This is a genomic window from Yersinia nurmii, assembly GCF_001112925.1.
Classification (GTDB): domain Bacteria; phylum Pseudomonadota; class Gammaproteobacteria; order Enterobacterales; family Enterobacteriaceae; genus Yersinia; species Yersinia nurmii.
Genome location: NZ_CPYD01000004.1, coordinates 271,738 through 288,007, shown reverse-complemented (window position 1 = coordinate 288,007; position 16,270 = coordinate 271,738). Strand labels below are relative to the sequence as shown.

Sequence of the window (16,270 nt, the reverse complement as noted above, 5' to 3'; positions counted from 1 at the left end):
AGCTAACGTATTGACGATAAAAAAATATCATCAACTCACCATCTATCGTTTCTATCAATTTAGGTACAAACTATCAGGGTAATAATTGTCCTTCCCCCCTTTCTATTTCTGACGGTGAAACATGTCTCTGGTATCGCAAGCGCGCAGCTTGGGTAAGTATTTCTTATTGTTTGATAACTTATTAGTCGTACTGGGGTTTTTCGTGGTGTTTCCCCTGATCTCTATACGATTTGTCGATCAATTAGGCTGGGCTGCAGTTGTTGTCGGTGCCGCACTGGGATTGAGACAGTTTATTCAACAAGGCTTGGGTATTTTTGGCGGCGCCATTGCTGACCGTTTCGGCGCAAAACCCATGATCGTGATTGGGATGTTACTGCGGGCAGTAGGTTTTGCCCTGATGGCCATGGCGGATCAGCCGTGGATTCTGTGGTTATCCTGCGCGTTGTCCGCGCTGGGCGGCACGTTGTTCGATCCGCCGCGCACCGCGTTGGTTATCAAACTGGTTCGCCCTCATGAACGTGGCCGTTTTTACTCCATTCTAATGATGCAAGATAGCGCCGGTGCAGTGGTCGGTGCTCTACTGGGCAGTTGGCTGCTACAGTATGATTTCCATCTGGTGTGTTGGGTTGGTGCATTTATTTTTGTGCTGGCGGCGCTGTGGAACGCTTGGCTGCTCCCCGCTTACCGCATTTCTACGGTGCGCGCCCCAATGCGGGAAGGCATGCTGCGAGTGATTCGCGACAAACGCTTCCTGACCTATGTCCTGACGCTTACGGGTTATTACATGCTGGCGGTACAGGTAATGTTGATGCTGCCTATCGTCGTGAACGAAGTGGCTGGTTCTCCGGCTGCGGTAAAATGGATGTATGCCATTGAAGCCGCGCTGTCATTGACGTTGTTGTATCCGATCGCCCGTTGGAGCGAAAAGCATTTTCGTCTAGAACAGCGGCTGATGACCGGTCTGTTTATTATGAGCATCAGCATGTTCCCTATCGGGTTAACCGACAGTTTGCAGACATTATTAATGCTGATCTGTTTCTTCTATTTGGGTTCTATTATTGCCGAACCGGCGCGGGAAACGCTGAGCGCCTCACTGGCAGATGCGCGCGCCAGAGGCAGCTATATGGGCTTTAGCCGCTTAGGTTTGGCGTTGGGCGGTGCACTCGGCTACACCGGCGGCGGCTGGATGTACGACACGGGTAAAAGTCTGTCTTTGCCGCAGCTCCCTTGGTTCTTGCTCGGAATCATCGGCCTGATTACGCTGGCTGGATTATATTGGCAGTTTAATCAACGGCGTATCGAACCGGCGATGTTAAGCGGCAGCTAACCTTGTAACAAGTGGCCGAATTACATGGACAGCTGGCTATCCCGATTCCAGCGTAACAGTGAGTTATTCCTATGTTGAAAGTGATCGCGCAAGATTTTATTCATCCTGAACATATCGATAAAGTTATGCCGCTATATCGGGAATTAGTAGAAAAAACCTTGCAGGAGCCGCTTTGTCACGCTTATGAGTTGTGTATCAACCAAAAAGATCCCGGCCATTTCATTTTTATCGAGCAATGGCCAGATCGCGCCGCGCTGGATACCCACTGCAAAACCGAGCACTTCAGGCGTCTGGTTCCGCAAATAGACAGTTACCAACGGCAGGCAGGCACTTTTTTGCTGATGGACGCTGTCGAGAATCAGGAATAAACGCGCCTAACCCTTGTCTAGTGAATTAAATCACCGGACACAGAGTTATCCGATTGGCAGTTTCTCCCCGCTCCCGCACTATCCAGCCTTAATTTCTAGACGCCACCAACGGCGTTGCCACGGCAGAAACCGGTTACAAATTCCAACCCACGGTCTAACCGGTTACTATTAGCCAAATTTGCGGTTCAACGAGGTCATCATGAGAAAGTTATTTTGGGGCGCTGCCGCTCTGATTTTTGTCGGTGCCATTTCCGGCTGCAACCCACTGACACAGTACACGCTAACCGAGCAGGAAATTAACGAGTATTTGCAAAAACACAATAATTACGAGAAACAGATTGGCGTGCCGGGTCTAGTTGATGCCCATATTACCCTGAGCCAATTACAGAGCCAGATAGGACGCGCTGAGCCGGGTAAAGTGACGCTAACCGGCAATGCTCAGGTGAAAATCAGTTCGATCCTCGGCCCACAGAACGCCGATATGCAACTGACGCTAAAAGCGCAGCCGGTATTCGATCGTGAGAAAGGGGCTATTTTCCTGAAAGATATGGAAGTGATCGATTATAAAGTTCAACCGGAAAAAATGGATTCGGTGATGAGTATGTTAAAACCCTATCTAAATCAGTCGCTAAAATCGTATTTTGATCAACAACCGGCCTACGTATTAGATGCTGAAAAAAGCAAAACCGAAGCCATGGCGAAAAAACTGGCTAAAGGACTGGAAGTTAAACCGGGGATGTTAATCGTACCCTTTACTGACTAAAAACCTGCGTTTACCGAACAATCATACTAGCCCGCTGCTCGGCGGGCTTTTTGATCGTCCAAGCTAAGCAACCTACGGGTTATTCTGCCTCGGGTTCGTCTTCTTCTTCCGCCAGCTCATCGCGCATCGCCTGAAGCGCTTCGCGAGTTAACTGTGCCAGCGTGCGGTAAAAACCGGTCGCCGCATGGGCTTCCACTTTACCGAGGAAACGCCCGCACCACGGGAACAGGAAATCATCAAACAGAGCAATCTGTGCCTGAACTTCGTCTTCCTGCGCCTGATCTTCCAGCCAGGAGGCGGCCAGTAGCAGTGAACCAAAGTGATCTACCGGCCCGTCGTTTAACGGCATACCGCGTTGTTGCAAGAAAGCGCGTAACTCCGCTTCTGGACGCGCGTCTTCCCATTGGGAAGCAAAAGGCGAAACGCTGCATTCGCTGCCGGTAAATAACGCGGCATAATCATCGGCCAGCGCCTGCGGCTGATATTCCTGTTGCAAACGCGCCAGCAGATCACCTTGCTCCAGCGGCCAATGTTGCTCCAGCTTGCCCTGCTCAATCAGAGTAAACAGCGGCGCTAATAGCGGATCTTGCGGTTGACGATAAAACAGCGAACCCAACACCCGGCAAACCAGCGAAAAATCATTCATAAAACTGTCCTAATCCATTTATCTAGAGGGGACTACGGCAGTAAATGTTTTCCGCAGCAAAAGCGTTGACTACGCAGACCATTTACTACGGTAACTATTTTACTGCGGTAAGATTGGGCGTGACGATGTCACAAATCGGCCAATTCCGCAATGGCCGGACGGCCTCGCAGTTCGAGGAAATTCAGCAAACGACGCGGGCTTACGTTCAAAATGCGATCTTCGGGGAAACCCACATCAGCAATAATGCGTTCGCAGTGATCAAAAATTCCCAGCGAAAATGCCACGTGAGAATCAGACCCCAGCGCCAGCCAGCCCCCCGCATTGCGCACCGCTTCAGCGATAGCGCGGCAGTTAGTTTCACTGCCTTTACGGGAGTGAGTAAAGGATGAATTATTCAACTCTAGCGCCACCTGATATTTTGCGGCCGCTGCAGCAACTGCGGGAATATCGACCGGAAACTTCGGATTTCCAGGGTGGCTAATAATGTGCACATCGCCCTGCGCCATCGCAGCAATCATTGCCTGAGTATGAGCGGCTTTATCCTGCGGCGGAAATACTGGCTCATGGAAACCGGCGATCACCAGATCCACCGCGTCCAGCATTGGACCGGTGCAATCAATATCCCCGTCCAGATTTTTAATATTCGCTTCAATACCGCGCAGAATACCCACGCCATCGACTAGCCGTGGCCACACTTTCATATTCATAAAGTGCCAGTAGTGTGGAGCATCAGCCATATCCGGGCCGTGATCGGTAATCGCAAACAGCTGAATATTCTTTTGTTTCGCTTCGGCGATGTAATCATGCAGGGTACTGTAAGCGTGGGTGCTGGCGACTGTGTGCATATGCAAATCAACTGGATACATAACTACTCCGCGGGTTCTTATTCTCAGTTTGTTAGGCAAAACATAGTCCGCTAAGCATAGCAGGAATCCCCCGCACAGCCGAGCTGAAACCCATGTTTTGCCTACTGGAATCAGTAACCGCGTGCCACATCCACCAGACCTAGCGGTTGCTTGCCCGCTTCGATCAGTTTGATATTCTCTGCCACCTGGTCCATCGCCACTTCAGGTAAAGTAATAGCGGCAATATGCGGCGTAATGGTCACTCGCGGATGCGTCCAGAATGGATGCATACTCGGTAGAGGTTCTTCGGCAAAAACGTCCAGCGTAGCGGCTGCAACCTGCCCTTGGCTCATCGCCGCCAGCAAATCCCGCTCCAGCAAATGCACGCCGCGAGCCAGATTGATCACATAAGCCTGCTTATTCAATTGGGAGAACAGTGAACCATTAAGAATGCCCATAGTTTCCGGCGTATTCGGCAACAGATTGATCAACAATTGCGTCCCTTTGAGAAAATCGCCCAACTGTGCACCACCCGCATAGCTTTCGACGTCGTCAATGTGCTTTGGCGTTCGGCTCCAGCAACGCACTTTAAAGCCAAAACCAGCCAGTTTTTGTGCCACGCTTTTGCCCAATACGCCCGCGCCCATGATCCCCACGACAAAATTATCATGCTGATGAGGCGTCAGCGGCTGCCACAGTTTTTGCGCCTGCTGTAACTGATACTCATCCATGCGGCGGAAATAACGCAGCACACTACTCACCGCATATTCCTGCATCTGCAACGCCATACCGGTATCTTCCAACCGCACCAACGGCACCCCGGCAGGTAAAGTTCCTGGATGACGTCGCTCCTGATCCAGAATGGCATCCACGCCTGCGCCCAACGCAAACAGACCTTTCAGCTGTTGGCGCTTAGCCAGCATTTCGTGAGGCGGATTCCATACCAGGGCATAATCCGCCGGCTGGTTATCACCCCGCTGCCATTGACGAATATTGGCCTGCGGTAAACGCGTCTTCATACCCGTTAGCCACAGTTGGGCATCAAAAAAGGGGTGATAAAAAATAATATTCATGATCTGTAGGCTCCTAGCGTAAGTCACCTTAGATTTCCGCGATTAGCGGTGAGATGCAAGGGCGAAACTGGAGAAATCTCGCCCTAAATCTGAATAATGCCAGTGGGTTAACGGTTTTGCTCTGTCAGCTTGCTTTGCGCAGATAATTGCCCTTCCTGAATCAAACGACGCAACAACGGAATCAGCACAATCAGCACCGCGCCGGTCAGCAAAGAACCCCAGCCCAGCATGTTGAAAATTTGACTGTAGCCCGGATTGGTTTCTATCGGCGTACTGCCGCTATTGGTCGGCATCATACCAGAGACATAGCCCGCCAGAACTGATGCCACGCCGGTAACCATCATCCAGCATCCCATCATTACGCCTTGATAGCGCGGCGGAGCCAGTTTGCCGATCATGGCATACCCGATCGGTGAGATGAGCAATTCCCCCATACTTTGCAGTACATAGCTCAGCGCAATCCATTTAAACGCCACCAGCCCGTCGCCTCCCGCCAGTTGAATACCCAGCGGCAGAACCAGCATCCCCATCCCCATGCACAAAAGCGCACCAGAAAATTGAAGAGGAACATCAATAGAGAGACCGCGTTTACGCAGGCGACTAAACCACAGCGCCATCAATGGCCCACCGAACACAATCACCAAGGTATTGATGTTCTGAATCCATTGCGGAGCCACGCGCCAGCCGTAAACGTTCAAATCGATATTATGTTCAGCAAACAGCATCAACCCCATCGGAGCCAACTGGTACAACGCCCAAAATACCAGTGAGCCTGCGGCCAGCAGCATGTAGGCCAACATTCGGCGGCGCTCAACGTGAGGATGATGACGAGCCGTTACTACGCCCAGCATCACAAAAACAGCGATGCCGATAGCAATAACAAAATAGCTGCTAAATCCGGCGTAAGTGAGCAACAGACGAATGATGGGGACTAAAGCAATCAGCACCAAAATACCCACCAGCATCCGCTGTTTGGCTTGCTTTGCACCAACTTGCTGTAGTGGCGTATTGGTGTCTTTCAATATGTGCCAGCGAGATAAGGTAATCACAATCGCCAGCAGGTTACCCAAAGTGGCAAACAGGAACAGTGCACGATAGTTTTCACTCAGTTGGAAATAACCGGCAACGGCAAAACCAAGGAAGAAGCCCAGATTCATCCCGGCATAATTCCACAGGAAAGCCGATTCGCGGCGATCGTCATCCGGCATAAACCTCTGGGTCAGCATCATATTCAGGCAGGTGACATTCAGGCCGCTGCCGGTCAGGAACATCGCCAGCCCCCAATACAGTCCCCACAGACCATAAACCGCGATCAGCCAGCAACCAATAACCTGTAGCACCATGCCCAGCACAAATAGATTTCGATTGCTCAGGTAGCGTCCCCCCAAGTAACCACCGAATAAATGCAGCCCATAGTTAAATGCGCCAAATACGCCCATGATGGCATTGGCGTTGCTCTCACTGAACCCCAAACGCTTGGTGGCATACAGCACCAATGTGGAATAAAGCACGGCAAAACCTAACGTGGCAAAGGTTTGGATGAAGAATAAAGTCCCGGTTCCGGCTGGAATCGACTGTGGCAGATCATTACTGAGCTGCGGTGCGGAATCTGACTGTTGCAAAATTTACCCCTAATACTATTCCGACTAAAGATGCTATTCCGACTAAAGGTGCTATTCCGACTAAAAGTACGACTGGCCGTGGGTTTGTTCAGATAGCCGCACAGGCCGATGTACTTTCGTTCGGTATTTCAATCCCGTTAAGCGATTATTTAGCGACATTTTTGACTATAATTCCAGTAACAATGCCAGCCAACCTCATAATTAAGCACTAATTGTGCGAATTAATCGCCTAATTATGCACAAATGTACAAATAATCATCTATTTGTATAACAAATATGTTTCTGCAGGGCATTGACAACAAAGTGGCGGTTTTGTGGAAATAAATGCCGATGAAATCAGCAAATTGATGCAACTTTAGCTAAACAGTCATAAACCCTACACAAGAGGGTTGACGCTGCGCTCGGTTTTCCCTACATTACGCCGGTCGACAACGTTTGGCGTTGGTGACAACAATACGGTGAGGTGTCTGAGTGGCTGAAGGAGCACGCCTGGAAAGTGTGTATACGCGCAAGCGTATCGAGGGTTCGAACCCCTCCCTCACCGCCATATTGAGTACCGGATGATGCAGTTAGTCCTCCGTAAAAGAACGGCAATCCACAGCAGGGATAAAGTAATTCCCCTCTGAATGTGATTGCCGTTTTTTTTTATCTAAAATCAGCCAAACCTGACGCTTTCCCAATTCCCTCTGCTTTCCCCTGATGAATCTCTTTTCGCTTCGTTTCTGTTGAGTAAAAAATAGATAGCGCCTGCTAAATTTGATTATGCCACCCCCTAATTCCCCCATGCTAAAACACCTGAGCCAAAACAGCGCCTAGCGACAAATGCTATGCATTTCAACATCTCTATGGACAGGGGTATCCTAATGAAATTATGCACTTTATTTTATCTTTCTTCCCTCACATTGTTGCCCAGCCTGCTTCCCTCTCAGGCCGCACCGTTAATCGTCGCTCATCGCGGCGGTACAGCGGATTTGCCGGAAAACACCACAAAAGCGATTCAACACGCACTGGAACATCAGGCGGATATTATCTGGATTAGTGTCCAACTCAGTAGCGATAACATTCCCGTGCTTTTCCGTTCGAAGAATCTCAATGCCACAACTGATGGAGAAGGAACCGTAGCTGAATTAACCCTTGAAGACCTCAACACGCTGGATGCGGGGTATAAATTTGAATCTGAAGGAGAATATAAATTCAGAGGATTGGGGATAAAAATCCCCACGCTGGCGAGCGTATTAAACAAATTTCCTACCACAAAATTCTTTATCGACATTAAAGATCAGACAAAAGACTATGATCGCGTGGCTCAATATATCTCGGCGGTCATTACTGACAGCAACGCGGCGGACAGAACCCGAGTTTATTCGACCAAGCATCGGTTTTTCAAAGCGCTGGGGCCAGAGATCAAAACATTTGCACCGCGCAGCCATACGCGTAAAACGCTGGCGAATGTACTCATGGCTGATAATTGTCGGGTTGACGACAGAATGGAAGCGCAGAAACCGGAATATCATGCTTTTGAATTGCGTGCCCCGGTATCTGTAGTTGAAACCTTAACGCTTGGGAAAGGGCAATCAGCAGCGACAATGGTGTGGAATCAAAAGGTGACTCATTGTTTTAAACGCAATTCATTGAGCAAATTGATGTTAATCGGTGTTAATTCGCAATCTGACTATAATTTAGCGAAAGAGCTTCAGGCCGACTTTGTGATGGTAGATTCACCACAGCAAGCGGAACTCTGGCAAAAATAACGCGAATTTGCGGGGTATTTCCACAAGTTGACGGTGAATTAAGCAAGCGAATGGTTTCACGTAAATTCTTCTTGACCCTCAAGGCCCCTATCCCTATAGTACCGCCCCGTTGCAGTGCTTAACGCTGCAACAACACGGTGAGGTGTCTGAGTGGCTGAAGGAGCACGCCTGGAAAGTGTGTATACGCGTAAGTGTATCGAGGGTTCGAACCCCTCTCTCACCGCCATATTTGAGCTAAAGGCTCTGACGAAAGTCGGGGCCTTTAACTTTTGAGCCATTCCCAAGAGAAATGCCTCATAGTATTCATCGGTTATAACGGATTATTACGCCGCGGCTGGCGCTTTCCCACGCCCCTGGTGCGATCGCCCAACGGAGAGAATGGCATCAGTTTGCTATAAACCACCTGATTTCGACCCTGCCGTTTAGCCTGATACAGCGCATCGTCCGCCATTTTTATCGCCTTCACCATCGACATTCCCGGTAAATACAGCGAAACACCGATAGAAATAGTAATCCTGACTTTACGTCCATCGCTTAACGTCACTTCGAGCTGTTGAATACTTTCGCGAATGCGCTCCGCCATCACTTTCATACTTTCCGGATGGTGGCTTTCGGTAATAATGATAAATTCCTCCCCCCCGAAGCGACCAACAAAATCCAGACTTCTCACGGTTTGCTTCAAAATTTCACCCACGCTGGAAAGAATTAAATCTCCCGCGCCGTGACCATAATTATCGTTAACTGTTTTAAATTTATCCAGATCCAGAATCAATAACCCGCAGGCGCGCCTTAACGTACTTAATTGGTTTAAGCGGAAATCAACGCTAGCGCGGTTATTTAAGCGGGTAAGATTATCGACGTTGGCCCGATCTTTCATCGCGAAATAAGCATGAATGTGGCGTTCTTTAAAATTCAATGCGTGGAAACAAATAGCTAGGCACAAAGCAGAAGACGCCTGATATATCAGTATTGACGGCCACAACTGTCCATAGTTAAGAAAAGTTGCGCCGACGCAGGTACGGTAAACGGCAATAAGCGCGATAGTGATATAGAAAACCCGATTGCTCTTTCTTTCCCACACTTTGGATAACAGCAGCGGAAAGATGATTAAAACAATCAGCATATTATCTAGCGTAAACAGACCGGTAAAAATAATGTTAATGGCTAAAGCGACTAAGCCACTGAGCCAGCCGCCGTAAAATGTCGCCAAAATGATCGGTAATATTTCAAAGCTATAAAAGAAGCTATTGGTGATAATAAATTTGTCCTGATTCAAATACAGCGATATCAGGCCGGAAACCAGACCAAACAGCAAACGTTTCCATTTCTCACCGTCGTAGGAAAACGGCGTATTTTTACTCAATGCAAAATAGCTGATAGATAGCGATGCGTAAGTCACACAGGCATCGTTAAACAGCGATGAGAGAGTCATGGTAAAACTCATGGAAAATGAAACTTATGTTGTATTGTCATCATTATGTTCACTTTACCTATAGCCATCAGCGAGACCCGTCGTTTTCAAATAAGATTGCTTTCTGCCCCCGTTATAACCTAATCATGCCAAGCATAATATAGATTCACCTCAAGGGCTTCTCATCTAAATCTTAGCCGTGTAAGGCAATTCCACAGGGAAATTTTCATTATTTCAGCCCTCTTACACTTTACTGCTGCAGTATCCAGCGTCTTTTAGCCACCTACGTACCAAATACAGGGAGTGCAAAATAATCATTTTTATTCACTTTTATTAATTAGTGGTAAATATTCATCTATAACTGATAAAAGTTCATAAAATGAATAAATGTCGACGCTTTAACCCGTTACCCGCCGTGCTTATTACGTTTGTAGGACCATTCTAAAACCCCCTGTTATCCTTATTCCAATCAGAGATTGATATACATCTAGATCTCTGCCCCACATTTGGCGTATCGTTGATATTCACTACTCGAGACGGACCCCTATTGGCCCGCCATTTATTTTGTCTTTTCCTTATTTGGTTTGCACCTTAGATGAAAACGCACGGAATTAACGGCATTAGGCCGTTCAGCGCGCTTATTGAAGCTTGCTGGCGAGAAACCTATACACTTCAACGGTTTATTAAAGACATAATTGCCGGCGTCACCGTCGGGATTATTGCCATTCCTTTAGCTATGGCTTTGGCTATTGCCAGCGGCGTACCTCCGCAATATGGCCTGTATACCTCCGCGATTGCCGGTATTGTCATTGCAGTCAGCGGCGGTTCGCGTTACAGCGTTTCCGGCCCTACCGCCGCTTTTGTGGTCATTTTATTCCCAGTCTCACAGCAGTTCGGCCTAGCGGGATTATTGCTAGCCACGCTGATGTCCGGCCTGTGTTTACTCTGCATGGGATTAGCACGGCTAGGACGATTGATTGAATATATTCCGCTATCGGTGACGCTCGGATTTACTTCTGGGATTGCCATCACCATTGCCACCATGCAGGTCAAAGACTTTTTTGGTCTACAGATGGAGGGCGTGCCGGAAAATTATATTGGTAAAGTTTCGGCACTTATTCAGGCGCTTCCAAGCCTTAATTTCAGCGATACCTTAATCGGCAGCGTGACGTTGCTAGTCTTGATTTTCTGGCCGAGGCTCGGGATTAAGTTACCGGGTCACTTACCTGCGCTGGTGGCAGGTACCGCTGTCATGTGGGTTTTGTCTCTGTTCGACCAGCAAGTAGCAACCATTGGTTCAAAGTTTAGCTATATGCTGGCCGATGGTACCTACGGACAAGGAATCCCTCCGATTTTGCCGCAGTTCGTACTGCCGTGGAACCTACCGGCCGCTCATGGGCAAGAGTTTACTCTGAGCTGGGCCACAGTATCCGCCCTGCTGCCCGCCGCCTTCACCATGGCAATGTTAGGTGCCATTGAGTCGCTGCTATGCGCCGTCGTGCTGGACGGTATGACCGGGCAGAAACACCGTCCAAACAGCGAACTGGTGGGTCAGGGTCTGGGAAATATGATTGCGCCATTCTTCGGCGGGATCACTGCAACAGCCGCCATCGCTCGCTCCGCCGCCAACGTGCGCGCTGGTGCAACCTCCCCGATTTCTGCGGTGGTACACGCTCTGCTCGTTCTGCTGGCGTTATTGATATTAGCGCCGATGCTCTCTTATTTACCGCTGGCGGCGATGGCTTCCCTGCTGCTGATCGTGGCGTGGAACATGAGCGAAGCGCACAAAGTGGTAGATTTACTGCGGCGGGCGCCGAAAGACGACATTATCGTCATGCTGCTGTGTATGAGCCTGACGGTGCTATTCGATATGGTTATCGCTATTACCGTTGGTATCGTGCTGGCTTCGCTGCTGTTTATGCGCCGCATCGCCCGTATGACTCGCCTCAGCCCGTTGTCCGGCGCTCAGGATAATCAAACACTGATTTTACGAGTCAACGGCCCGCTGTTTTTCGCCGCTGCTGAGCGTATTTTCAATGAACTGCTGGAAATGAGCGAGAATCGACGAACCATCATCTTACAGTGGGACGCGGTTCCGGTGCTGGATGCTGGCGGTCTGAACGCCTTCCTACGCTTTGTGGAAGCTCTGCCAGAAGGCCGGGAGCTGATAATTACCGATACGCCGTTCCAGCCATTGAAAACGCTGGCGAGGGCTAGAGTTAAGCCGATTCTAGGCAAGCTAAGCTTCTATGGATCTCTGCCGGAGGCGCTCGCGGCGCTGAAACAACGTTAAAAACGAATGGGTAGCAACAGAAAGGGCAGCGTAGTTATCCACCACGCTGCCCTTTTTTATCGCTTTAGTTCGCGAAATAACTCAGCTTATTTGCTGGTATCCAGCTCTGGGAAGCTTTTCACCAGATCGTCGATGGCTTTCATCTGCACCAAGAACGGCTCCAGTTTATCCAACGGCAGTGCGGAAGGACCGTCACATTTCGCGCTGTCAGGCTCTGGATGAGCTTCGATAAACAGGCCGGCCAGACCCACGGCCATACCAGCACGCGCCAATTCGGCGACCTGTGCACGACGACCGCCGGACGCTGCGCCAAACGGATCGCGACACTGCAGGGAGTGAGTGACGTCGAAGATAACCGGATGACCGCCGGTAGACTTCACCATCACATTGATACCTAACATATCAACAACCAGATTGTCGTAACCGAAGTTACTGCCGCGATCGCACAGAATAACCTGATCATTACCGGCTTCTTTGAATTTGTCGACAATGTTCCCCATTTGGCCTGGGCTGACAAACTGCGGTTTTTTCACGTTAATCACGGCACCGGTTTTCGCCATGGCTTCCACCAGATCGGTCTGGCGTGCCAGGAACGCGGGTAACTGAATCACATCGACTACTTCAGCGACAGGCTGGCACTGACTGATTTCATGCACGTCGGTGATGACCTTCACGCCGAACTGTTGCTTCAGTTCCTGGAAGATTTTCATGCCTTCTTCCAGACCCGGCCCGCGATAAGAATGAATCGAAGAACGGTTGGCTTTGTCAAACGAGGCTTTGAATACGTAAGGAATACCGAGCTTTTGAGTCACGGTGACGTAATGCTCGCAGATGCGCATCGCCAGATCGCGGGACTCCAGCACGTTCATGCCACCAAACAGCACAAAGGGTAGGTCGTTCGCTACCTTGATATCGCCAATGCTAACCACTTTTTGTTTCATGCTTATGCCTTTAAGGATGGTAAATCGGAATAAATCACGACGCCTCAGCGCCCTATCAAATTATGCTAATGCAGAGTAATACGCTGCTGCTCAATGGAGTGAATCTGCATTTTTATCATTTCAGCGATAGGATCTTCCGGGCACTGTTCGACAAAATAGCTTAAATCAGAGATGGCAATATGATTGCAGTCCAGCTGAGCGTAAATCAAACCCCGATCGCGGATCTCGTAGGGATCTTCGGGATCGAACGCCAGCACCGCTTCGCTGGCACGCAGCGCCAGCTCCATTTGTTTCTCTTCCATTAACGCCGCTTTTAGCGTATCCAACATCTTACGAATAATCAGGGTATGTTCCGCTTCTTCCAGATCTTCATCTTCCAGTTCCGCAGACAACCCCAAATTACCTTTAATCCAGACTTCCAGCATATGCTCGTTCAGCGTTTCCCCGTTTAACGGATTAATCAGCCACATTTCCTCATCTAGCCAATCGGCACGAAGAATGAGCTGAGTAGGGAAAATTACTGGCATCAATGGCAAATCCAGTTGATGGGCGATATGAAGAAAAATGACGCCCAATGAAACCGGCGTACCCTGACGTTTCGCCAGGACTTTATCCAGCCAGATCGCGTCGGACAGCCGGTAAACCCCACTCGCCCCACCGAATTTCCACTTGCGGTAGAACAAATCAATAAGCACTTCCAATTGCTGATCTTGATTGAGGTCACAGGGCATCGCCGCGCGGGCATCATCAACCAACTGTTGCAGTTGGTTGCGAACGTCAGCCATTGGAAAGTTCGGTCGGATTTCCTGGGTAATCCGTAACACCCCTTCACTCAAAGGCGCGGTGTTGAATTCGAAATCAGCAATGGTACTCATAAATATCCCATCAGCAGAGGTAATTTAGTCGTTGCCAGTTTAATAATCAGGTACAGACAACCCAGTGCGAGGATAAAGGCCACACAGCGCGTTTTTTGGCTACGGTTGCGTTTACCTAAAGCGACATAACCCAACACGATGTAGAGAATCACACCGAACAGTTTTTCCGTTAGCCAGGTACCCTGCGGGCTGAACGGGTAAAACCCGGTGATAAATATCAGCGCAATACCGCTGACAAACAATAACGTGTCGTTGATATGTGGCGTTATCTTCACCCAACGTTTGTCTATCATAGCTGAACCGCGGCATTTCCAGAAGAACCGCAAAACAAACAGACTAATGCTGATAACCACCGTCGCCAAATGTAGATATTTCATGGCGATATAATCAATCCACATGATGAGTCACTCCATTTTCATTCTAATTATGTGTCATCTGCGGCAACCACTGCCCCAAAGTAACCCTATCGTTGTTACCGTAATCTTTACAGGTTGCCACCGCGCTAAAACCGGTCTGCAACAGCAGCTTCTCTACCGCTGTCGCCTGTTGCCACCCGTGTTCCAGCAATAACCACCCTTTCGGTTCCAGATACTCGGGTGCCTGTCGGATAATGGCCGCAAGATCGGCCAGACCTGCGTCTTCAGCCACCAGTGCGCTGTGTGGTTCATAGCGCACGTCACCCTGCACTAGGTGAGGATCATTGGCATCAATATAAGGCGGATTACTGGCAATCAACGCAAAACGCCCAGCGAGGGGGGAAAACCAGCTGCCTTGCAGAAACGCTACGTTGTTTAGACTCAGTTTTTCCGCATTATGGCGCGCCAACACCACCGCATCCGGTTGGAGATCGACGCCGGTGACCTGACAATCTGGCCGCTCGCTGGCCAACGCCAGTGCTATTGCCCCGCTGCCGGTGCCTAAATCTAGAATTCGACAAGGTTGTTCGGGTAAACGCGCCAGTGCCTGTTCCACCAGACATTCGGTGTCAGGGCGAGGAATCAACGTGGCCGAAGACACGCTCAGCGGCAGCGACCAAAACTCGCGCTCACCGACCAGATAGGCGATAGGTTCGCCCTGCTCTCGCCTAGAGGCTAAGAGTTCCAGTTGTTCTTTCTGCACTGCGGTCAATTCGGTTTCACCGAAGGCCAGCAAAAAAGTACGCTGACACCCGGTGACAAAACCCAACAAAATTTCCGCATCGCGTTTGGGACTGTCACTGTGCTGAAAACGTGCCGCAGCCTGCGCCAGCCAGCGTTGATAATCCATCAATCTTGCTCGGAAAGTGCGGACAGCTGATCGGCCTGATATTCCTGCACAATCGGCTGAATTAACATATCCAACTTGCCTTCCATCACCTCATCCAGACGGTACAGCGTCAGGTTGATACGGTGATCGGTGACGCGCCCCTGTGGGAAGTTATAGGTGCGGTTACGATCGGAACGATCGCCAGACCCTAACAGGTTACGACGCTCAGACGCTTCGGCCTGCTGACGTTTTTGCACTTCGGCAGCGCGAATACGCGCGCCCAGCACTGACATCGCTTTAGCTTTGTTCTTATGCTGCGAACGCTCATCCTGACATTCCACCACAATCCCGGTAGGTATATGGGTAATACGTATTGCGGAATCGGTGGTGTTAACGTGCTGGCCGCCAGCACCAGAGGAGCGGAAAGTATCGATCCGCAGATCGCCCGCGTTGATTTCTGGCATTTCAGCTTCAGGTATTTCCGGCATCACCGCGACGGTACAGGCCGACGTATGGATACGCCCCTGAGATTCGGTTTCTGGCACACGCTGGACGCGATGACCGCCGGATTCAAATTTCAGTTGGCCGTAAACGCCCTCGCCGGATACTTTGGCAATAATTTCTTTATAACCACCGTGCTCGCCATCACTGGCGCTCATTACTTCGATCTTCCAACGACGAGCCTCAGCGTAACGGCTGTACATACGGAACATATCGCCGGCAAAAATCGCCGCTTCATCGCCGCCGGTTCCGGCTCGGATTTCCAAGAAACAACCGCGCTCATCGTCGGGATCTTTCGGCAATAACAAGACCTGAAGCTGCTGTTCCAGTTCTTCGCTACGGGCTTTGGCTTCTTTCAGTTCTTCCTGCGCCATTTCGCGCATTTCAGGGTCTTCCAGCATCATTTCTGCCGCTTCGAGATCGTCCTGAACGCCCTGCCACTCTTTAAAGCAACGGGTCACATCGGTCAACTGGGCATATTCGCGCGATAACGCACGAAAACGCTCCTGATCGGCAATCACATTGGCATCGCCGAGGTGTGCTTCCACTTCTTCGTGGCGCTCTTGTAACGCTTCCAGTTTGGCAACAATAGAAGACTTCATCCGCGGT

General features: G+C 49.9%; 15 protein-coding genes and 2 tRNA genes. 7 read left to right on the top strand and 10 right to left on the bottom strand.

Features of this window, described 5'->3' with window-relative positions; translation table 11 throughout:
• Positions 1-121: 121 nt before the first annotated feature.
• The 3 genes from mdtH (at position 122) to AD970_RS07405 (ending at position 2,458) form a co-directional block, all read left to right on the top strand.
• Positions 122-1,327: a multidrug efflux MFS transporter MdtH gene (gene mdtH / locus AD970_RS07415; protein WP_049597664.1), complete on the top strand. Its 1,206-nt coding sequence runs from the start codon at positions 122-124 to the stop codon at positions 1,325-1,327.
• 71 nt (positions 1,328-1,398) lie between these two features.
• Positions 1,399-1,695, top strand: a complete 297-nt coding sequence (locus AD970_RS07410) for a putative quinol monooxygenase (RefSeq protein WP_049597663.1) — start codon at positions 1,399-1,401, stop codon at positions 1,693-1,695.
• A 199-nt stretch (positions 1,696-1,894) separates the two neighbouring features.
• Positions 1,895-2,458, top strand: coding sequence for a lipoprotein (locus AD970_RS07405; protein WP_049597662.1), 564 nt, complete (start codon positions 1,895-1,897; stop codon positions 2,456-2,458).
• 79 nt (positions 2,459-2,537) lie between these two features.
• On the opposite strand, the gene AD970_RS07400 is transcribed toward AD970_RS07405, so the two are convergent.
• From AD970_RS07400 to AD970_RS07385, 4 genes are all read right to left on the bottom strand, one after another.
• Positions 2,538-3,104 (bottom strand): TorD/DmsD family molecular chaperone, encoded by a 567-nt coding sequence (locus AD970_RS07400; RefSeq protein WP_049597661.1) that lies wholly within the window; start codon positions 3,102-3,104, stop codon positions 2,538-2,540.
• Positions 3,105-3,232: 128 nt separating this feature from the next.
• Positions 3,233-3,970: a phosphatase gene (locus AD970_RS07395; RefSeq protein ID WP_049597660.1), complete on the bottom strand. Its 738-nt coding sequence runs from the start codon at positions 3,968-3,970 to the stop codon at positions 3,233-3,235.
• A gap of 110 nt (positions 3,971-4,080) precedes the next feature.
• Entirely contained in the window at positions 4,081-5,022 is a 942-nt protein-coding gene (gene ghrA / locus AD970_RS07390; RefSeq protein ID WP_049597659.1) for a glyoxylate/hydroxypyruvate reductase GhrA, read from the bottom strand.
• A 107-nt stretch (positions 5,023-5,129) separates the two neighbouring features.
• The gene (locus AD970_RS07385; protein ID WP_049597658.1) at positions 5,130-6,644 is read right to left on the bottom strand and encodes a peptide MFS transporter; all 1,515 of its coding nucleotides are present in this window, start codon (positions 6,642-6,644) and stop codon (positions 5,130-5,132) included.
• Positions 6,645-7,101: 457 nt separating this feature from the next.
• Between AD970_RS07385 and AD970_RS07380 the strand changes: the two genes are divergently transcribed.
• The 3 genes from AD970_RS07380 to AD970_RS07365 all read left to right on the top strand — a co-directional run bounded on the left by AD970_RS07380 (position 7,102) and on the right by AD970_RS07365 (position 8,621).
• Positions 7,102-7,191, top strand: a tRNA-Ser gene (locus tag AD970_RS07380).
• A 280-nt stretch (positions 7,192-7,471) separates the two neighbouring features.
• Positions 7,472-8,395, top strand: coding sequence for a glycerophosphodiester phosphodiesterase family protein (locus AD970_RS07370; protein ID WP_084728127.1), 924 nt, complete (start codon positions 7,472-7,474; stop codon positions 8,393-8,395).
• A gap of 136 nt (positions 8,396-8,531) precedes the next feature.
• Positions 8,532-8,621: transfer RNA gene (locus tag AD970_RS07365), tRNA-Ser, on the top strand.
• An 84-nt stretch (positions 8,622-8,705) separates the two neighbouring features.
• Here the strand turns inward: AD970_RS07365 and AD970_RS07360 are convergent.
• The gene (locus tag AD970_RS07360; RefSeq protein ID WP_049597655.1) at positions 8,706-9,839 is read right to left on the bottom strand and encodes a GGDEF domain-containing protein; all 1,134 of its coding nucleotides are present in this window, start codon (positions 9,837-9,839) and stop codon (positions 8,706-8,708) included.
• 562 nt (positions 9,840-10,401) lie between these two features.
• Between AD970_RS07360 and dauA the strand changes: the two genes are divergently transcribed.
• A complete protein-coding gene (gene dauA, locus AD970_RS07355; RefSeq protein WP_049597654.1) occupies positions 10,402-12,099 on the top strand; it encodes a C4-dicarboxylic acid transporter DauA in 1,698 nt (565 codons plus the stop codon).
• 86 nt (positions 12,100-12,185) lie between these two features.
• Here the strand turns inward: dauA and kdsA are convergent, their stop codons facing one another.
• The 5 genes from kdsA to prfA all read right to left on the bottom strand — a co-directional run bounded on the left by kdsA (position 12,186) and on the right by prfA (position 16,263).
• Entirely contained in the window at positions 12,186-13,040 is an 855-nt protein-coding gene (kdsA, locus tag AD970_RS07350) for a 3-deoxy-8-phosphooctulonate synthase (RefSeq protein WP_049597653.1), read from the bottom strand.
• 65 nt (positions 13,041-13,105) lie between these two features.
• Positions 13,106-13,915 carry an invasion regulator SirB1 gene (gene sirB1 / locus AD970_RS07345; RefSeq protein WP_049597652.1) on the bottom strand — a complete coding sequence of 270 codons (810 nt, stop codon included), beginning with the start codon at positions 13,913-13,915 and terminating at the stop codon, positions 13,106-13,108.
• Complete coding sequence (locus AD970_RS07340; protein WP_049597651.1) at positions 13,912-14,313, bottom strand: SirB2 family protein; 402 nt, start codon at positions 14,311-14,313, stop codon at positions 13,912-13,914. The genes sirB1 and AD970_RS07340 overlap by 4 nt, the downstream gene beginning before the upstream one ends.
• Positions 14,314-14,335: 22 nt before the next feature.
• On the bottom strand, positions 14,336-15,181 hold the full coding sequence (gene prmC, locus AD970_RS07335; protein WP_049597650.1) for a peptide chain release factor N(5)-glutamine methyltransferase: 846 nt from the start codon (positions 15,179-15,181) through the stop codon (positions 14,336-14,338).
• The gene (gene prfA, locus AD970_RS07330) at positions 15,181-16,263 is read right to left on the bottom strand and encodes a peptide chain release factor 1 (RefSeq protein WP_049597649.1); all 1,083 of its coding nucleotides are present in this window, start codon (positions 16,261-16,263) and stop codon (positions 15,181-15,183) included. The genes prmC and prfA overlap by 1 nt, the downstream gene beginning before the upstream one ends.
• Between the last annotated feature and the right edge of the window lie 7 nt (positions 16,264-16,270).